The organism is Hyphomicrobium sp. GJ21, from assembly GCF_001006785.1.
Classification (GTDB): domain Bacteria; phylum Pseudomonadota; class Alphaproteobacteria; order Rhizobiales; family Hyphomicrobiaceae; genus Hyphomicrobium_B.
Window position 1 is genome coordinate 817,739 of record NZ_CDHO01000002.1, and the last position, 16,271, is coordinate 834,009.

At 62.3% G+C, this 16,271-nt stretch carries 19 protein-coding genes; 10 read left to right on the top strand and 9 right to left on the bottom strand.

Features of this window, described 5'->3' with window-relative positions; translation table 11 throughout:
- The first annotated feature begins 13 nt into the window (after positions 1-13).
- Positions 14-256: a hypothetical protein gene (locus tag HYPGJ_RS06915; protein WP_046846453.1), complete on the top strand. Its 243-nt coding sequence runs from the start codon at positions 14-16 to the stop codon at positions 254-256.
- Positions 257-427: 171 nt separating this feature from the next.
- Here the strand turns inward: HYPGJ_RS06915 and kdsA are convergent, their stop codons facing one another.
- A complete protein-coding gene (gene kdsA, locus HYPGJ_RS06920; RefSeq protein WP_046846454.1) occupies positions 428-1,291 on the bottom strand; it encodes a 3-deoxy-8-phosphooctulonate synthase in 864 nt (287 codons plus the stop codon).
- Positions 1,292-1,408: 117 nt separating this feature from the next.
- Positions 1,409-1,498 (bottom strand): pyrroloquinoline quinone precursor peptide PqqA, encoded by a 90-nt coding sequence (gene pqqA, locus HYPGJ_RS06925; RefSeq protein WP_015597947.1) that lies wholly within the window; start codon positions 1,496-1,498, stop codon positions 1,409-1,411.
- A gap of 331 nt (positions 1,499-1,829) precedes the next feature.
- On the opposite strand from pqqA, the gene HYPGJ_RS06930 reads away from it, so the two are divergent.
- Positions 1,830-2,087: a hypothetical protein gene (locus HYPGJ_RS06930; RefSeq protein ID WP_046846455.1), complete on the top strand. Its 258-nt coding sequence runs from the start codon at positions 1,830-1,832 to the stop codon at positions 2,085-2,087.
- Positions 2,088-2,200: 113 nt separating this feature from the next.
- Here the strand turns inward: HYPGJ_RS06930 and HYPGJ_RS06935 are convergent, their stop codons facing one another.
- The 5 genes from HYPGJ_RS06935 to tpiA form a co-directional block, all read right to left on the bottom strand.
- Positions 2,201-3,829 carry a CTP synthase gene (locus HYPGJ_RS06935; RefSeq protein WP_046846456.1) on the bottom strand — a complete coding sequence of 543 codons (1,629 nt, stop codon included), beginning with the start codon at positions 3,827-3,829 and terminating at the stop codon, positions 2,201-2,203.
- 111 nt (positions 3,830-3,940) lie between these two features.
- On the bottom strand, positions 3,941-4,531 hold the full coding sequence (locus HYPGJ_RS06940; protein ID WP_046846457.1) for a hypothetical protein: 591 nt from the start codon (positions 4,529-4,531) through the stop codon (positions 3,941-3,943).
- Between the two features lie 112 nt (positions 4,532-4,643).
- Complete coding sequence (gene secG, locus HYPGJ_RS06945) at positions 4,644-5,021, bottom strand: preprotein translocase subunit SecG (protein ID WP_046846458.1); 378 nt, start codon at positions 5,019-5,021, stop codon at positions 4,644-4,646.
- Between the two features lie 109 nt (positions 5,022-5,130).
- Positions 5,131-5,778 carry a hypothetical protein gene (locus HYPGJ_RS06950; RefSeq protein ID WP_046846771.1) on the bottom strand — a complete coding sequence of 216 codons (648 nt, stop codon included), beginning with the start codon at positions 5,776-5,778 and terminating at the stop codon, positions 5,131-5,133.
- The gene (gene tpiA, locus HYPGJ_RS06955; protein WP_046846459.1) at positions 5,778-6,554 is read right to left on the bottom strand and encodes a triose-phosphate isomerase; all 777 of its coding nucleotides are present in this window, start codon (positions 6,552-6,554) and stop codon (positions 5,778-5,780) included. Before tpiA ends, HYPGJ_RS06950 begins: the two co-directional genes overlap by 1 nt.
- 214 nt (positions 6,555-6,768) lie before the next feature.
- Between tpiA and HYPGJ_RS06960 the strand changes: the two genes are divergently transcribed.
- Complete coding sequence (locus HYPGJ_RS06960) at positions 6,769-8,655, top strand: peptidylprolyl isomerase (RefSeq protein ID WP_046846460.1); 1,887 nt, start codon at positions 6,769-6,771, stop codon at positions 8,653-8,655.
- 14 nt (positions 8,656-8,669) lie between these two features.
- Entirely contained in the window at positions 8,670-10,277 is a 1,608-nt protein-coding gene (gene trpE / locus HYPGJ_RS06965) for an anthranilate synthase component I (RefSeq protein ID WP_046846772.1), read from the top strand.
- Positions 10,278-10,302: 25 nt separating this feature from the next.
- On the opposite strand, the gene HYPGJ_RS06970 is transcribed toward trpE, so the two are convergent.
- On the bottom strand, positions 10,303-10,704 hold the full coding sequence (locus HYPGJ_RS06970; protein WP_046846461.1) for a hypothetical protein: 402 nt from the start codon (positions 10,702-10,704) through the stop codon (positions 10,303-10,305).
- Positions 10,705-10,815: 111 nt separating this feature from the next.
- On the opposite strand from HYPGJ_RS06970, the gene HYPGJ_RS06975 reads away from it, so the two are divergent.
- The 6 genes from HYPGJ_RS06975 to glp all read left to right on the top strand — a co-directional run bounded on the left by HYPGJ_RS06975 (position 10,816) and on the right by glp (position 15,630).
- A complete protein-coding gene (locus HYPGJ_RS06975) occupies positions 10,816-11,334 on the top strand; it encodes a histidine phosphatase family protein (RefSeq protein ID WP_046846462.1) in 519 nt (172 codons plus the stop codon).
- 124 nt (positions 11,335-11,458) lie between these two features.
- Complete coding sequence (locus tag HYPGJ_RS06980; protein WP_046846463.1) at positions 11,459-12,055, top strand: aminodeoxychorismate/anthranilate synthase component II; 597 nt, start codon at positions 11,459-11,461, stop codon at positions 12,053-12,055.
- Positions 12,052-13,116 carry an anthranilate phosphoribosyltransferase gene (trpD, locus tag HYPGJ_RS06985; RefSeq protein WP_046846464.1) on the top strand — a complete coding sequence of 355 codons (1,065 nt, stop codon included), beginning with the start codon at positions 12,052-12,054 and terminating at the stop codon, positions 13,114-13,116. The genes HYPGJ_RS06980 and trpD overlap by 4 nt, the downstream gene beginning before the upstream one ends.
- A 3-nt stretch (positions 13,117-13,119) precedes the next feature.
- Positions 13,120-13,923 carry an indole-3-glycerol phosphate synthase TrpC gene (gene trpC, locus HYPGJ_RS06990; protein WP_046846465.1) on the top strand — a complete coding sequence of 268 codons (804 nt, stop codon included), beginning with the start codon at positions 13,120-13,122 and terminating at the stop codon, positions 13,921-13,923.
- Complete coding sequence (gene moaC, locus HYPGJ_RS06995; RefSeq protein WP_046846466.1) at positions 13,920-14,414, top strand: cyclic pyranopterin monophosphate synthase MoaC; 495 nt, start codon at positions 13,920-13,922, stop codon at positions 14,412-14,414. Before trpC ends, moaC begins: the two co-directional genes overlap by 4 nt.
- A 4-nt stretch (positions 14,415-14,418) precedes the next feature.
- The gene (gene glp / locus HYPGJ_RS07000; protein WP_046846467.1) at positions 14,419-15,630 is read left to right on the top strand and encodes a gephyrin-like molybdotransferase Glp; all 1,212 of its coding nucleotides are present in this window, start codon (positions 14,419-14,421) and stop codon (positions 15,628-15,630) included.
- A gap of 50 nt (positions 15,631-15,680) precedes the next feature.
- On the opposite strand, the gene efp is transcribed toward glp, so the two are convergent.
- Positions 15,681-16,250 (bottom strand): elongation factor P, encoded by a 570-nt coding sequence (gene efp / locus HYPGJ_RS07005; RefSeq protein WP_046846468.1) that lies wholly within the window; start codon positions 16,248-16,250, stop codon positions 15,681-15,683.
- Positions 16,251-16,271 lie beyond the last annotated feature (21 nt).

A 16,271-nucleotide genomic window follows, 5' to 3' on the forward strand; every position in this document is an offset into this window, starting at 1 on the left:
GTGAGGTTGACAGATGCAATACGAAATTGTTTCGCGTGCCCTTGCCTACGTTTCCTGCTTCTCGACAATGAGCCTGTTGATGACGTCGATGGCGATTGCTGCCATCAACGTTGGAAAGTCCGCGCCGCTGCTCGCCTGTTCAGGTCATGCCTGCACCGCCGGCATCGTCGTCGCGAACGGTGCGCAATTCGATGCCCTCACCAGCAAGTCTCAAGTCGACCGGCTGGCGATCAAGTTCTGGTCTGCGAAAATCTGAAGCCAAAGTCTCGCGCCAGCCGTCGCGGCTTCACGCCGGTCGCGACGACCTCCAGCTGGTGCGGGGAAAATTACCGAAAGCATTCGTAGCGCTGCGAATGTCTGACGAACCACGCCACGACCTAAATCGCCTGTGCAGACGATCGCTCAGGCACAAAACAAGCGCGAGACCTCAAGCCTGGCTCGCGCTCTTTTTCTTCACGACACGATCGATCGCCTGAAGCTCAGAGATGAGCGCTGCGAAATCCTTTAGCGGCACCATGTTTGGTCCATCGGACGGCGCGTGATCCGGATCCGGATGCGTCTCGATGAAAAGACCCGCGACGCCCGCCGCGACCGCCGCACGCGCCAGCACGGGCACGAACCGCCTGTCGCCACCCGACGATGTCCCCTGCCCGCCCGGCTGCTGCACCGCATGCGTCGCATCGAAAATAACCGGCGCGCCCGTCTCAGCCATTTGCGGCAACGCCCGCATGTCGACGACGAGCGTGTTGTAGCCGAAGCTCGAGCCACGTTCGGTGACCAGCACGTTTGGATTACCCGAGCCCGTGACTTTCGCGACGACGTTCTTCATGTCCCACGGCGCAAGAAACTGACCCTTCTTGATCTTGATGACGCGGCCCGTCGTGGCGGCGGCGATCAGCAGGTCCGTCTGCCGGCATAGAAACGCAGGGATCTGGAGAACATCGACGACTTCCGCAACGCGCGCGCATTGCTCCGTCTCGTGCACGTCGGTCACGACCGGCAATCCGAAACGCTCGCGGATCTCGGCGAATATCGGAAGCGCCGCATCCAAGCCGATGCCGCGACGCCCCGAAAGCGAAGTCCGGTTCGCCTTGTCGAACGACGATTTGTAGACGAGGCCGATCCCGAGATTCTTTGCAGCCTCGGCCAGCGCCGCCGCCGTCTCCAGGGCATGCGCCCGGCTTTCCATTTGGCAAGGCCCGGCGAGCACCGAAATTGGCGCATCGTTGGCGAAGAGCACGTTGCCTGCGCGAACCTGCGCCGCCGGCTTCAGCGTTTCATGATGAGTCATGGGAGGTTTATAGCGACCCGGACGCGGCGCCGCGAGCCCTGTGCGCGCGTCATCCCGCACAAACAAAAACGGCGGCCCAGTGGGCCGCCGCTTTAGGAACCGTGTGGTTCGAATTCGTTAGATCAGATCGATCTCAGCCGGGAGATAGCTCGTGACTTCGAGACCAACTTCCTGCTCGCGAACTGCCGGTTTCGTCCAGACTTTCATGGTGTGTCCTCCTCGGTATTCGACAGGTTGTTCCTGTTGCGAATGTACTTAGTGAGCTAACCTATAAAACACCAATCTCTTTTCACTAACGGCGTTCAAACTTTTCGTGATCACGAAATCGCGAACTGTTATAGCATTTCATCCGCGAAAGCGATGAAGAGGGTGACGCACCCCACTATCAGCCCACGCTTCGCGTCACTCCCGGCGAGCAGCGATCGCCTGCCGCCCTATTGTGCAACGCCATAGGCCAAATTCCCCGCGCTATGCTATAGAAACGCTTGCAAGCCGCGACTCGGGAGGCGGCATAAACAAAAGGGACTTGGGGACTAGCATGCTTGAACAATATCCTTGGATTGAGCCTGTTCTGATAGGCGCCGTGATCGTGTTCGTTCTCGATCTGATCGGCAATCTGATCTCTTTCTCCAACCGCTTCTTGAACGCGGTGGTAACGGCGCTTGTGTTCGCCGTCGTGTTCGGCGGCCTGCTCTACTCGGGCGCGCTGCGCCTCGACGTCAAAACCGTTACGACGCCGGCAGAAACCAGCGCACCGGCCGCTGCTCCGGCAGAACCCGCCCCGACGACGCCATAACGTCGACGCCCGGCTCAGGAGATCAAAGACAAAATCCCGGCTTCGCAGCCGGGATTTTTCGTTTGTGGAGTTCATTTGAACGATCGCAGAGCGCTATCGGCGACCTCGAAGGTCTAGACCAAGCGGCTCTGCTCTACGGCCGCCGCGATGAAGCTCGCGAACAGCGGATGCGGATCGAACGGCCGCGACTTGAGCTCCGGGTGATACTGCACGCCGATGAACCACGGATGATCCGGATACTCGACCGTTTCAGGCAGCAGCCCGTCCGGCGATAGACCGGCAAACCGTAAGCCAGCACGCTCCAGCGCTTCGCGATAGCGCATGTTGACTTCATAGCGGTGGCGGTGACGCTCGGAGATCGTCGTCGATCCGTAGACTTTGGCGATATGACTGCCCGGTTGGAGTTCCGCCGCATAAGCGCCAAGGCGCATCGTGCCACCGAGCTCTCCGCCCTGGCGGCGCTCCTCGAGTTCGTTGCCGCGCATCCATTCCGTCATCATTGCGACGACGGGTTGGTTCGTTTCACCGAACTCCGTCGAGCTGGCGTCGTGGATGTTCGCCAGATTTCGCGCCGCTTCGAGGCACGCCATCTGCATTCCGAAACAGATGCCGAAGTAGGGAACGCCACGCTCGCGCGCGAATTTCGCCGCCAGCACCTTGCCCTCCGACCCACGTTCGCCGAACCCGCCCGGCACGAGAATACCGTTGAGGCCTTCGAGATAAGGCGCCGGATCTTCACGCTCGAAGATCTCGCTTTCGATCCACTCGAGGTTGACCTTGACCCGATTGGCAATGCCGCCGTGAACGAGCGCCTCGTTGAGCGACTTATAAGCGTCCTTGAGCCCGGTGTACTTGCCGACGATGGCGATCGTGACCTCGCCCTCGGGCTGCGCGATGCCGCGCGAAATCGTCTCCCACCGCATGAGATCGGGTTTCGGAGCACCTGTGATGCCGAACGCCGCGAGCACCTCGCGGTCGAGCCCTTCGCGGTGATATGCCAGCGGCACGTCATAGATCGACGCGACGTCGAGCGCCTGAATGACGGCCTCGGGCCGGACGTTGCAGAACAGCGCGATCTTCTTGCGCTCGCCGACCGGAATATCACGATCGGAACGGCAGAGCAGAATGTCGGGCTGGATGCCGATCGAGCGCAGCTCCTTGACCGAATGCTGCGTCGGCTTGGTCTTCAATTCGCCCGCGGACGGAATGTAGGGCATCAGCGTCAGGTGGATGAACACCGACGCGCCGCGCGGAAGCTCATTGCCGAGCTGGCGGATCGCTTCGAAGAACGGCAGGCCCTCGATGTCGCCGACCGTGCCGCCGATTTCGACAAGCACGAAATCAACGTCCTCGTTGCCCGAGAGCACGAAGCTTTTGATCGCGTCGGTGACGTGCGGAATGACCTGCACGGTGCCGCCGAGAAAATCGCCCCGCCGCTCCTTGGCGAGAATGTCCTGATAGATGCGCCCCGTCGTGACGTTATCCGACTTTTTGGCCGGAACGCCCGTGAACCGCTCATAATGGCCGAGGTCGAGGTCCGTCTCGGCACCGTCATCGGTGACGAAAACCTCCCCATGCTGATACGGGCTCATCGTGCCCGGATCGACATTCAAGTAGGGATCAAGCTTCTTGAGCCGGACCGAATAGCCGCGCGCTTGAAGAAGCGCGCCGAGGGCGGCGGAAGCGAGACCTTTTCCAAGGGAGGAGACCACGCCGCCGGTGATGAAGATATACCGTTGCATGGGCCTTGGTTCTCGCACAGCCCGACCCGGATTCGGAAGCGGCTTTTTTGCATCGTCACCAACCGAAAAGGTCGCAATCCCGGATCGTTGCCGAATTTGGCTACGTTGCAGCTACCTGCCGCAGTGCTGCGCGACTTCCTGGGCAGCCGCGGCCTGCGCTTCGGGCGGCACGGAATCGGATTGAAGCTCGGCCTTGAGCGCCGAGGCCGTTTGCCGGGTCGGGCGGACGTCGGCGCCCTGTTCCTTGGGATCGTAGGTCACGTCGACCGCGACAGCCCGGTAATCCAGAGGCCGGATGTTGAGCTGTCCTTCCTTGGTAGCGATTTTCGTCTTGCCGCAAGTGATGCCGGTTTGCGGTGCCGACGCTTTGAAGGTCTTCGCGCGCTGCTCGTCGCCATATTCCGCCGCACGCGCCAGCGCGATCTTTTCAAGCCGCGACGCAGGCGTGCCCGGAGACCCGGCGGCCGTAACATGCAAGCTGCCGTCGGCGTTGGCGGAAACGCTGTAACCGTTCGGTGAAAACAGACTGGCGGGCTGATAGGTGGCGGTCGATGCGGTCGAGCCGTCGACCAGATTTGCGCTGCAGCCACCGATCGCTGCGACGGCAACGGCCGCCGCTAAGATCGCAACTGCCCGCTTTCCTCGCGAAACAGCGCTGTAGCCGCCATCCGCCTGCAAAACGCTCAAACCGCGCGCTGCCATGACCCACGTCCCCCACCCGTCGCCCGTAGCGATACTTGCAGGGAACGCGTCAGAGGTCCATCGGCCTTCGGGAAACGAAAGCCGCTATGAACAAAGCTTTTGCAGGTCGCGCTTACTGGTTCTGCGGAACCGCCGGGCCCGACGGCTGCAGCTTGTCCAGAATGCCGCCACGGCCCGGAGCGCTTTCGCCAGGCGTCGCAGGAGCGGTCACGGGCGCGCCCGCCGGACGCGTCGAATCGAATACCGAGCCGGCGTTCACGGAATGCCGCGCCAGCAACGTCAACGAGATGCTGGTGACGAAAAATGCGGCTGCGAGCGCCGCCGTCGTGCGCGTCAGCAGGTTCGCCGTGCCGCGCCCGGTGAGAAATCCGCCGCCGCCACCAGCGCTACCGCCGATGCCCAGCGCCCCGCCCTCGGATTTCTGCAGCAAGACCACACCGACCAGGGCCGTGGAAATCATGAGATGAATGACGAGCAGAACGGTGGCCATAGTGGTCTCGAATCCAGCAATTTAGCGTTGTCGAATAGAGCAGGTTTCGCCCGCGACGGGCCGCTATACACCAGCGCGCCGGTTCCGGCCAGCCCCAGACCGGTTAAAATCATGGGCCCGAATGCGGCATCACCATAGTCTCGCCGAACCCGAACATCAGCTGATTGGAGCTTTCGGACCCGGAAACGCTCGGAGATGGCGCCGTCGAGGCGCTTGTTGACGCCGTCCCGTCTGCGGCGGAAGGCGGCACGGACGGAGATACCGCCGCGCGCGCTGAAGCCGCCTTCCCAGGCGATTCGAGACTGCCCGACTTCGGATCGCCGGTCTTGGGCTTTTTGCGGGTGTTTTTTTCCGCAGGCGGCTTTTTGGCTGCGGCTGCGGGCACCGCGCCCGGCTTGACCGGGTCCTTGACGATCGGGATCGTCGGATCTGCATCCGAGTTGATCTCGATACGTTCGGCGGCCGCACTCGCTTTCAAGGCATCGACCGAAAGCCGCGCGTCCCGGCAGCCGAACTGAACCTGCTCGTCGAGTTCGATGTAGTGCTGCACCTCGCGCAAGCGCGCCGCCGATAGGTTAGCCTTCGCCCATTCCGGCCCCTTGCTCATGTCGTTGAGGATGCCCGACTGGCGGAATTTCTTCTCCTCCGCGCGCAATTGCACGCAGGTGTCGCTATCGAGCTTCGGCTTCGTCGCGTGCGCGGAAACCGGAACGAGAACAGCGGCGAAGACCATCCAACAGAAGCGTCCGGAAAGCATCATCGGCCCTCATAAGCCCGAAGTATGGCCAGAAAATCACTGGCTTTCAAACTCGCCCCGCCGACGAGCGCGCCGTTGACATTGGGAATCGCCATCAGCTCCGCAGCATTATCCGGTTTGACGGAGCCGCCGTAAAGAATGCGGATGTTCGCCCCTTCGGCACCAGCCACTTCCGAAAGATCGCGCCGGATGGCGGCATGGACCTGTTCGACGTCGGCCGGCGTCGGCGTCAGCCCAGTGCCGATCGCCCACACGGGTTCGTACGCAATGACGGTATTCGCGGCCGTCGCGCCGTCGGGCAGCGAATTCTTGAGTTGCCGCGACACGACTTTCAGCGTCGCCCCGGCAGCCCGCTCGCCCTGCGTCTCACCGATACAGACGATCGCAACCAGGCCCGCGCGATGCGCGGCAGCGGCTTTCGCTTTGACTTCGGCATTTGTCTCGCCGTGATCGGCGCGACGCTCCGAATGGCCGAGGATGACAGCCGTCGCACCCGCGTCCTTGAGCATCTCCGCTGCGACGTCGCCGGTATGCGCCCCTGAAGCTTTCGCATGACAATCTTGCGCCGCGACCGCCAGACGAGATCCCGCGGAAATCTCGGCAAGCGGCGCGATGAGCGTTGCCGGCGGAGCGATCATGACGTCGGCAACGATCGAGGCGAACGGACCAGCGAGCGCGTCCCGAACGGCCACGGCTTCGGCGAGGCTCCCTCTCAGACCGTTCATCTTCCAATTGCCGGCAACGAGCGGCCGAATAGAGTGTCCTTGCCCTGCCATAGTGTCCCTTTTTTAATGTTGGACCCGCCGTTTTCTTCGCAGCTTTGTCCGGATTGGCGTTCGGGCACCCTGCACCCTTGCAATCTGCGACAGCCTGCGCTTCATATCATGTTGATCCGCCCCGTCACGTGGGGCTGTCCGCCACGAAGCCGTTTGACCCTACGCCCTCCCGCGCGGCAGCGTCACGCTTCCATCAACGGGAATTTCTATACCCATGCTCGACGCAATGAGACGCGGCGCCCAGACACCGGTCGCCAAGCTTCTGTTCGGACTTCTTTGCGTAAGCTTCGCAATCTGGGGCGTGGCGGACGTCTTCCAAGGCTGGGGACGCGGCTTCGTCGCCAAGGTCGGCCACACCGAAATTTCCGCAGAAGAATTTCGCCGCTCCTACCAGAACGAGCTGGACCGCATTTCGCGCCAGTCGAATCAGCGGCTGAGCGCCGAACAGGGCCACGCATTCGGTCTCGATCGCCAGGTGCTGGCTCAGATGATCGCCGGCGCAGCCATCGAGGCGCACGCCGATCAGCTTGGGCTCGCGATTTCCGACAAGACTCTCGCCGAAGGCATTCAGGCCGATCCGAACTTCCAGACCGACGGCAAGTTCAACAAACAGGGTTTTGAAGGCCTGCTGCAGCAGATCGGCATGAGCGAGCAGGGCTTCCTCAACCTTCGCCGCAAGGACGAACTGCGCGGTGCGATCGTCAGCGCCCTGATCAAAGGCCAGACGGTCCCGAAGCCGCTTCTTGAAGAGATCCACGCTTACAATCAGGAGAAGCGCGTTCTCGAGTGGGTGAAAATCGATCCCGCGGCCGTCACCGTCGCCGAGCCTGACGAAGCAACGCTCAAGAAGCGCTATGAGGACGACAAGGCGAAGTACATGACACCGGAATACCGCAAGGTGCAGGTGCTGATGCTGACGCCCGACGATCTCAAGAAGAACATCACCATCACCGACGACGAAATCGCCCAGGCCTATGACGCCGACAAGGACAGCTTCAACACGCCCGAGCAGCGCCGCGTCCAGCAGATCGCATTCAAGGACCGCGCGACGGCCGAAACGGCGCTGAAAGCGCTACGCGACGGCACGAAGTCTTTAGCCGAAGTCGCGAAAGAGGCAGGCGCCAAGGATACCGATGTCGATCTCGGCCTTATCACCAAGAAAGCCTTGATCGATCCGAAAGTCGCCGACGTTGCCTTTGCACTCGAGAAAGACAAGTACTCGGACGTCATCGATGGGCGTTTCGCGACCGTTATCGTTCGCGTCACTCAGATCGAGCCGGGCACAACGAAAACGCTCGCCGACGTCAAGGAACAGGTGCGCGACAAGCTCGCGAACGATAAAGTTCACGGCAATCTGCAGAGCAAACGCGACGACGTCGAGGATGCGCGTCTCGCCGGCAAAACGCTGAAAGAGGTCGCGGATCAGCTGCAGCTCACCTACAAGGAAATCCCGGCAACCGACGTCACCGGACTTGGGCCCGACGGCAAGCCTGTCCTAGAGACGGCCGACATTCGCAAAATCACCGCACGCGCCTTCGCACCCGACACCAGCGACGACTCGGCCATCGATCTCACGAACGACGGCTACGCATGGGTGAACGTGCTTTCGACGGACGCACCGAAGCAGAAGGCGTACGACGAAGTCAAAGACGCGGTGAAGCAGGACTACATGTCCTCCGAGCATCACCGTCTGCTCGACGAGCTTGCCAAGAAGCTGACCGACAAGGTCAACGCCGGCGAGCCCATTGCCTCCATCGAAGCCGAGGCCAAAGGCAAGGTCGAAAAAACGGAACCGATTACGCGCAAGACGATCCCGCCAAGCATCAGCCAATCGATGGTGGCGCAGGCGTTCGCACTTGCAAAAGGCAAAGCCGGTCACGGCCCATCGAGCGACAACACGACCGAAATCGTGTTCCGCGTCGCAGAAATCACGCCCGCCGCCGCGCTGACATTGACGGAAACCGACGAGTTGACCCGCCGCCTCGAAGACGAGTTGGCCAATCAATCGCTCACCGAATACACCGAAGCCTTGAAGAAGCGCTTCGGAGCCTCGGTCAATCAGGCCGAGCTGAATTCGGCCGTCGGCGTCACGCAAGAGTAGATCAGGTGACCACATTGCCGTCAGAGCCGTCGGCCAACGACGCAGGAGCCGGAGCCGGTACCGAGGTATTTCCTAGCCGCAGCGACTTTGCGAAGGCCTACGAAAACGGCACGGCGCAGGTCGTCTGGACGCGCCTCGTCGCCGATCTCGAAACGCCGGTTTCAGCCTACCTGAAACTTTGCGACCGCCGCCCGATGAGCTTCCTGCTCGAGTCGATCGAGGGCGGCTCGGCGCGCGGGCGCTACTCCGTCATCGGCTTTTCGCCTGACCTCGTCTGGACCGCCAACGGCGACACGGCGAGCATCAACCGGACGCCGATGACCGATCCGGCCCGGTTCACTCCGGATGATCAACCGCCGCTGCCGTCGCTGCGCCGCCTGCTCGCCGAAAGCGCGATCGCGCTGCCTGAAACCCTGCCGCCGATGGCTGCCGGGATCTTCGGCTACATGGGCTACGACACTGTTCGCCTGATCGAGCAGCTGCCCGAGATGACGCCCGATGCCTTGGGTGTGCCCGACGCGATCCTCATTCGCCCGACGTTGATGCTCATCTTCGACAACGTGAAGGATGAGATGACGCTGGTGACGCCTGCGCGTCCCGCTGCCGGAGTCTCGGCCGACGAAGCCTACGCCGCCGCGATCGCGCGTCTGACCGCGACAATCGAAAGCCTCGACGTGCCGCTGCAGCACGGATCGTCGGCAGCCGCTGCGCCCGCGACCCTTCACGAGCCGCAATCGAACACGAGCGCGCCCGAATACATGGCGATGGTCGCGAAAGCGAAGGAGTACATCAAGGCCGGGGACATCTTCCAGGTCGTGCTCTCGCAACGCTTCTCCGCGCCGTTTGCGTTGCCGTCATTTGCGCTTTACCGCGCCCTCAGGCGATTGAACCCGTCGCCGTTTCTCTTCCACCTCGACTTCGGTTCGTTCCAACTCGTCGGCTCCTCGCCCGAAATCCTCGTCCGCGTGCGCGATGGCGAGGTAACCATCCGCCCGATCGCGGGCACCGCGCGTCGCGGAGCCAACGAAGCCGAGGACAAGGCTCTCGCCGCGGCGCTCCTCGCCGATCCGAAGGAACGCTCCGAGCATCTGATGCTGCTCGACCTCGGCCGCAACGACGTCGGCCGCGTCGCGACGCCGGGCACCGTCACGGTCACCGACCAGTTCGTCATCGAGCGCTACAGCCACGTCATGCACATCGTCTCGAACGTGATCGGCACACTCGACGAAACCAATCACGATGCGATCGACGCTTTGATGGGCGGCTTCCCCGCTGGCACCGTATCGGGTGCGCCGAAAGTCCGCGCCATGGAAATCATCGCCGAACTCGAGAAGGCCAAGCGCGGCCCGTACGCGGGATGCGTCGGATACTTCTCCGCTGGTGGCGAGATGGACACCTGCATCGTGCTCAGAACGGCCATCGTGAAGGACGGCATGATTCACGTGCAGTCCGGCGCCGGCATCGTGCACGACAGCATTCCGGAGAACGAACAGCAGGAATGCATCAATAAGGCGAAAGCCGTCGTCAGAGCCGCCGAGGAAGCGGTGCGTTTCGCATCGAAGGGCACCGTGACGTCCGGCCAGATCGGAACCGGCAGCGGCAACGGCGGTGCGTTCGGCTGACGTTCCGAACGCAACTGCGCTCAGATCAAGTCTTCGGCTGCAACTGCGCCTCTTTTCGCCAGCGCCTGCCCCACGCGCGCTGCCACGGCGACCAGTGCGGCCGCCAGACGAGACTGACGATGCTGTGCCAGATCGCATAAAGCACGAACCAGAACAGCACGCGGACCGGCACGACGCCCAACGCAAAAATCCATCTCTGCGCGCGCTTCGAGGCCTGCGACCCGTATTTTTGCGTTCTTGCGTGCACCCACCCGCGCACCTTCTCCTGCCCAAGTACGCGCTCAGCGATCCGCAGGGCCACGAACGCGATGACGAGGAGAGGAAGGATCAACCACAGCAATATCCATAGGACCTGCGTGACGATCCAGAGGACGATGCTAACCAAAACTCCGATGAGCCAAAGGAAAGGCGCGAGCACGTAGTCCATCTGTCACCAGCCTTTCATCGCGGCAGTGCGAACTTTGACCAACCCGCTTAACGGCACCAGCGGCGTACTGTAGACTTGTCCAAACTGCCGTAACGCCAGCTCCGGATCAGAATGCTTTCTCTCGCACTCCTTCGTCATGCAAAATCGAGCTGGGACGCCAGCGACCTTGATGATTTCGACAGGCCGCTCAACGCACGCGGCCGGTCCGCCGCGCCCGTCATGGGCGAAGCGCTCCGCGAATTTCCGTTCGCACCCGAGATCATTCTCTGTTCTCCGGCCAAACGTACGCGCGAGACACTGCACCTCATCGATCCCAAATTGAGCGAGCCACGCGACGATGTTGTGTTCGAGGATCAGTTGTATCTAACGAACGCAGAAACCCTTCTCGATCGCCTGCGCCGCGTCCCTGCGCCCGCCAAAACGGTCCTGATGGTCGGCCACAACCCCGGCCTGCACGAGCTTGCCCTCCAGCTGGCCGGACGCGGCGACGCCAAATCGATATCGCGTCTCGAAGACAAATTTCCGACCGCCTCTCTGGCGATCCTGACATTCCCGCAAACGGCCTGGCGCGATGTCGGCCCCGCGTCCGGATACCTCGAACAGTTCATCACCCCGCGCGATCGCGCCTGACGCGCATTTGAAGCGCGGGTTTAGGACGACCATATTCTTGTGTCGCCCCCCGCCGGGTGTCTGCTAGATAGGTTCGAAATCCCGCTGCGGGGCGTCTGAAGCCATCCTGCGCACAAAGGCCAACATGCTGATTCTGATCGATAACTACGACAGCTTCACGTACAATCTCGTTCACTATCTAGGCGAGCTTGGCGCTGAAAGCGTCGTGATCCGGAACGACAAGGTCTCGGCCGACGAGGTCCTCGAAAAGAAGCCGCAGGCGATCGTCCTTTCTCCCGGACCGTGCACGCCGAACGAAGCGGGCGTTTGCCTCGACCTCATCAAAAAGGCAGGTTCGAAAATTCCGCTGCTCGGCGTCTGCCTTGGTCATCAGGCCATCGGACAGGCTTATGGCGGAAAAGTCGTCCGCGCGCCGGTGCCGATGCACGGCAAGCTTTCGACGATCACCAACACCGGCAAGGGCATCTTCAAGGGCCTGCCGAAACAATTCGACATCACCCGCTATCATTCGCTGATCGTCGAACGCGCAACGCTGCCGGATTGCCTCGAGGTGACCGCCGAAACCGACGACGGCATCATCATGGGATTGCAGCACAAGACGCATCCCGTCCACGGCGTGCAGTTCCATCCGGAAAGCATCGCTTCGCAACAGGGCCACGCGCTGCTCGCAAACTTCCTCGCGCTGGCGGGTTTCACGCCGAAAAGCCGTAAGGCGGCATGACAGTGAGCACAGTGCCCGACACCTCGATCGTCGCGAACCCGGCTCGCGAACTGAAACGCCTGATGAACCGCATCGCCGACGGCGAGACGCTGGGCGAAGACGGCATTCGGGACGCTTTCGATCTCTTGATGTCCGGCATTGCCCCGCCGGTCGCGATGGGCGCGTTCCTCATGGGGCTGCGCCTGCGCGGAGAAACACGGGAAGAAATCACCGGCGCAGCAAAGTTCATGCGCAGCCGCATGACGACGGTCGATGCGCCGCCCGGATCGATCGATATCGTCGGCACCGGGGGCGACAGCCGCGGAACGTATAACGTATCGACCGCCGCTGCCCTCGTTGCAGCAGGCGCTGGTGCGATCGTCGCCAAGCACGGCAACCGCGCGGTGACCTCGCTTTCCGGCGCGTCCGATGTTCTGTCAGCGCTCGGCGTCAAGCTCGACGTGCCGCCAGTCATCGTCTCGCGCGCGATCGCCGATGCGGGCGTCGGCTTCCTGTGGGCGCCGCTTTATCATCCGGCGATGAAGACATGGGCTCCGGTGCGCGCCGATCTCGGTCTGCGCACGATCCTGAATTTGCTCGGACCTCTGTGCAATCCGGCCGAGGTCAAGCGTCAGATCCTCGGCGTCTACGACAAGAAGCTCGTTCAGCCGCTCGCGGAAGTGCTTCGCAAGCTGGGCTCTGAACATGCCTGGATCGTGCACGGTGCCGACGGCATGGACGAGTTGACGACGACCGGCGTGACGCACGTCGCCGAACTCAAGAACGGCGATATCTTTGCTTTCGACCTGACGCCGGAAGACGCGGGCCTTCCCCGCAGCGATATCGCGGCACTCAAAGGCGGCGACGCGGCAACGAACGCAGCGGCGATCCGCACGCTTCTGCAGGGCGAACCAGGCCCCTATCGCGACATCGTTCTGCTGAACACTGCCGCCGCTTTGATCGTCGCCGGAAAGGCCGACGGTTTGCCGGATGGCATCGCGAAAGCTGCCGCATCCATCGACAGCGGCCGCGCGGCGCAGGCGCTGGACCGTCTCGTCGCCGTTACCAACGACACGGTGTGACCGATGGCCGATATCCTCGACAAAATCACCGCCTACAAACGCGAAGAAGTGGCCCGCGCCAAAACCCTGAAGCCGCTGCGCGTCATTTCCGAATACGCGCGATCCGCGCCGCGCGTACGGCCGTTCGCAGGCGCGATCGAAGCAAAGCTCAAAGCCAACAAACCTGCGCTGATCGCCGAAATCAAAAAGGCATCGCCGTCGAAAGGTTTGATCCGCGCAGACTTCGATCCGCCGACGCTCGCGAAGGCCTATGAATCGGGCGGCGCGGCGTGCCTTTCCGTATTGACCGACACGCCCTCGTTCCAGGGCGCACCGGATTTTCTCACTGCTGCGCGCGCGGCGACGCATCTGCCGGTGCTGCGCAAGGACTTCATGATCGACACCTATCAGGTCGCGGAGGCGCGCGCCTGGGGCGCCGATTGCATCCTGATCATCCTCGCCGAAGTCGATGACGCAACGGCCCGCGATCTCGCGGCCGCGGCCAAGGATTGGGAGATGGACGCCATCGCCGAGGTGCACGACGCGGAAGAACTCGACCGCGCGCTGAAACTCGATTGCCGCCTGATCGGCATCAACAATCGCAACCTCAAGACGTTCGAGGTCAATCTCGAAACGACGGAACGTCTCGCGCCGAAAATTCCCAAGGACCGCATCGTCGTTGGCGAAAGCGGCATCTTCACACCGGCCGATATCGCGCGCCTCGCGAAGGCGCACGTCCACACCTATCTCGTCGGCGAAAGCCTTATGCGCCAGGCCGACGTGACGGCCGCGACGAAAACCTTGCTCGGCGGCGTGTCTTCGCGATGAGCAAGCTCTCCCACATCGACGCCAAGGGCCAAGCCCGCATGGTCGACGTGTCCGATAAAGCCGCGACCGACCGCCGTGCCGTCGCCGAGGGTTTCATCCGCATGCAGCCGGAAACGCTCGCCCTCGTCGAAGCGGGCGAAGCGAAAAAAGGCGACGTGATCGGCGCCGCGCGCATCGCCGGCATAATGGCCGCGAAGAAAACGCACGAGCTGATCCCGCTCTGCCATCCGCTCGCGATCACCAAGGCGACGATCGAATTCGAGATATCGAAATCGCCTCCCGGCATTCACGTCTTATCCGAAGTCAAGGTCTCAGGCCCGACGGGCGTCGAAATGGAAGCTCTGACGGGCGTATCCGTCGCATGTCTGACGCTTTACGACATGCTGAAAGCGGCCGACAAAACGATGACCATCGAGGACATTCGCCTCGTCGAAAAGACAGGCGGAAAATCGGGAACCTTCAAAGCTCCCGCACGACCCAAAGGACGTTGACGTCATGGCGCTGCTTCCCGTCACCGAAGCGCTGAAGCACATTCTGGAAACTGCAGACACTCTCGAAACGGAAGACGTCTCGCTTCGTCACGCGCTTGGCCGCACGCTCGCACGTTCGATCGAAGCCCGCGTCGACAATCCGCCGTTCGACGCATCCGCGATGGACGGATATGCCGTCCGCGCCGAGGATGTCTCGAAGGTTCCGGTTACGCTCAAATTGATCGGCGAAGCCGGAGCCGGCCAGCCATTCTCCGGCACCGTCGCAGAAGGTCAGACTGTACGCATCTTCACCGGTGCGGCACTGCCGAGCGGCGCGGACTCTGTCGTCATTCAGGAAAACGTCGCGGCCGACGGCGCGGCCATCACCTTTCGCGAAGCCGCCGATCGCGAAGATAATGTCCGCCCGAAAGGCCAGGACTTCACCAAAGGCCGCGCGCTTTTTGAAAAAGGCCAGCGCCTGACCGCGCGCGATATTCTTCTCGCCGCCGCCGCAGGACACGGCACGCTGCCCGTCGTGCGCAAACCCATCGTCGCATTGCTCGCGACCGGCGACGAACTCGTCGAGCCGGGAACACCGCTCGGACCGGGACAGATTTCCGCGTCGAACGCCTTCGGCCTCGCAGCCGTCGTCGAAGCGGCAGGCGGCGAAGCACGCCTCCTCGGGATTGCACGCGATACTCTGGAATCTCTGGACGATGCCATCCGGCGTGCCGATGGCGCCGATATTCTGGTGACGATCGGCGGCGCGTCGGTCGGCGATTACGATCTCGTTCGCCCGGCGTTGGAAAAAGCTGGAGCCAAGCTCGCGTTCTACAAGATCGCGATGCGCCCAGGAAAGCCGCTGTTCTTCGGATCACGAACCGCAGGGAAAAATCAGCAGCACTGCCTCGGATTGCCGGGCAATCCAGTTGCCTCGCTGATTTGCTCGCGCGTGTTTCTCGTTCCGCTGCTCGGGCGCTTGCTCGGCCGCGATGTTCCGCTCGAAGCCATCGACGCCGTGCTCGGCGATGCGCTTCCCGCCAACGGCCCGCGCGAGCATTACATGCGCGCCCGGCTCGATCTTACGACCGCGCCGCCGCGCGCCGTTCCGTTCAAAAATCAGGACAGCGGAATGATCACGGCCCTGCAGCGCGCCGACTGCCTGATCGTGGTCCCTATCGACGCCCCCGCGCAACCTGCGGGAACGCCCGTAAAAGTGTTGAAGCTCGACATCTGAGCATCGCGCCGCACGTTACCAGCGCGGCGCAAGATCGGAGCTAAACCCGATCAGTCCTTCGCGCGCTCGACATACGACCCATCGGCCGTCATCACGACGACGCGCGTGCCCGTGCCGATGTGCGGCGGCACCATCACGCGGGCGCCGTTCGAAAGCTTCGCGGGCTTGTACGACGACGACGCCGTCTGCCCTTTTACGACCGGGTCGGCTTCGATGATTTCGAGCGTGACACGCGCCGGAAGCTCGATCGAGATCGGGTTGCCTTCATGCAGCGCCACGAGGCAGGTCATGCCTTCCTGCAGCCACTGTCCCTGATCACCGACGACATCCCGCGAGATCGTGATCTGATCGAAGGTCTCGGGGTGCATGAAATTGTACCCCATGTCGTCTTCGTAAAGATAATTGAAGTCTTTTTCATCGAGGTAGGCGCGCTCGACCTGATCGGTCGTGCGGTAGCGCTCGGTCACCTTCACGCCATCGGCGATGCGGCGCATTTCGAGATGGGTGACGGGCGTGCCTTTGCCGGGGTGGATGTTTTCCGCGTGCATGACGACGGCAAGCTTTCCGTCGAGATCGAGCACATTGCCTTTACGGACCGAGCTTGCGATAACCTTGACCACCTAACGTCTCCGTTCTCAAAT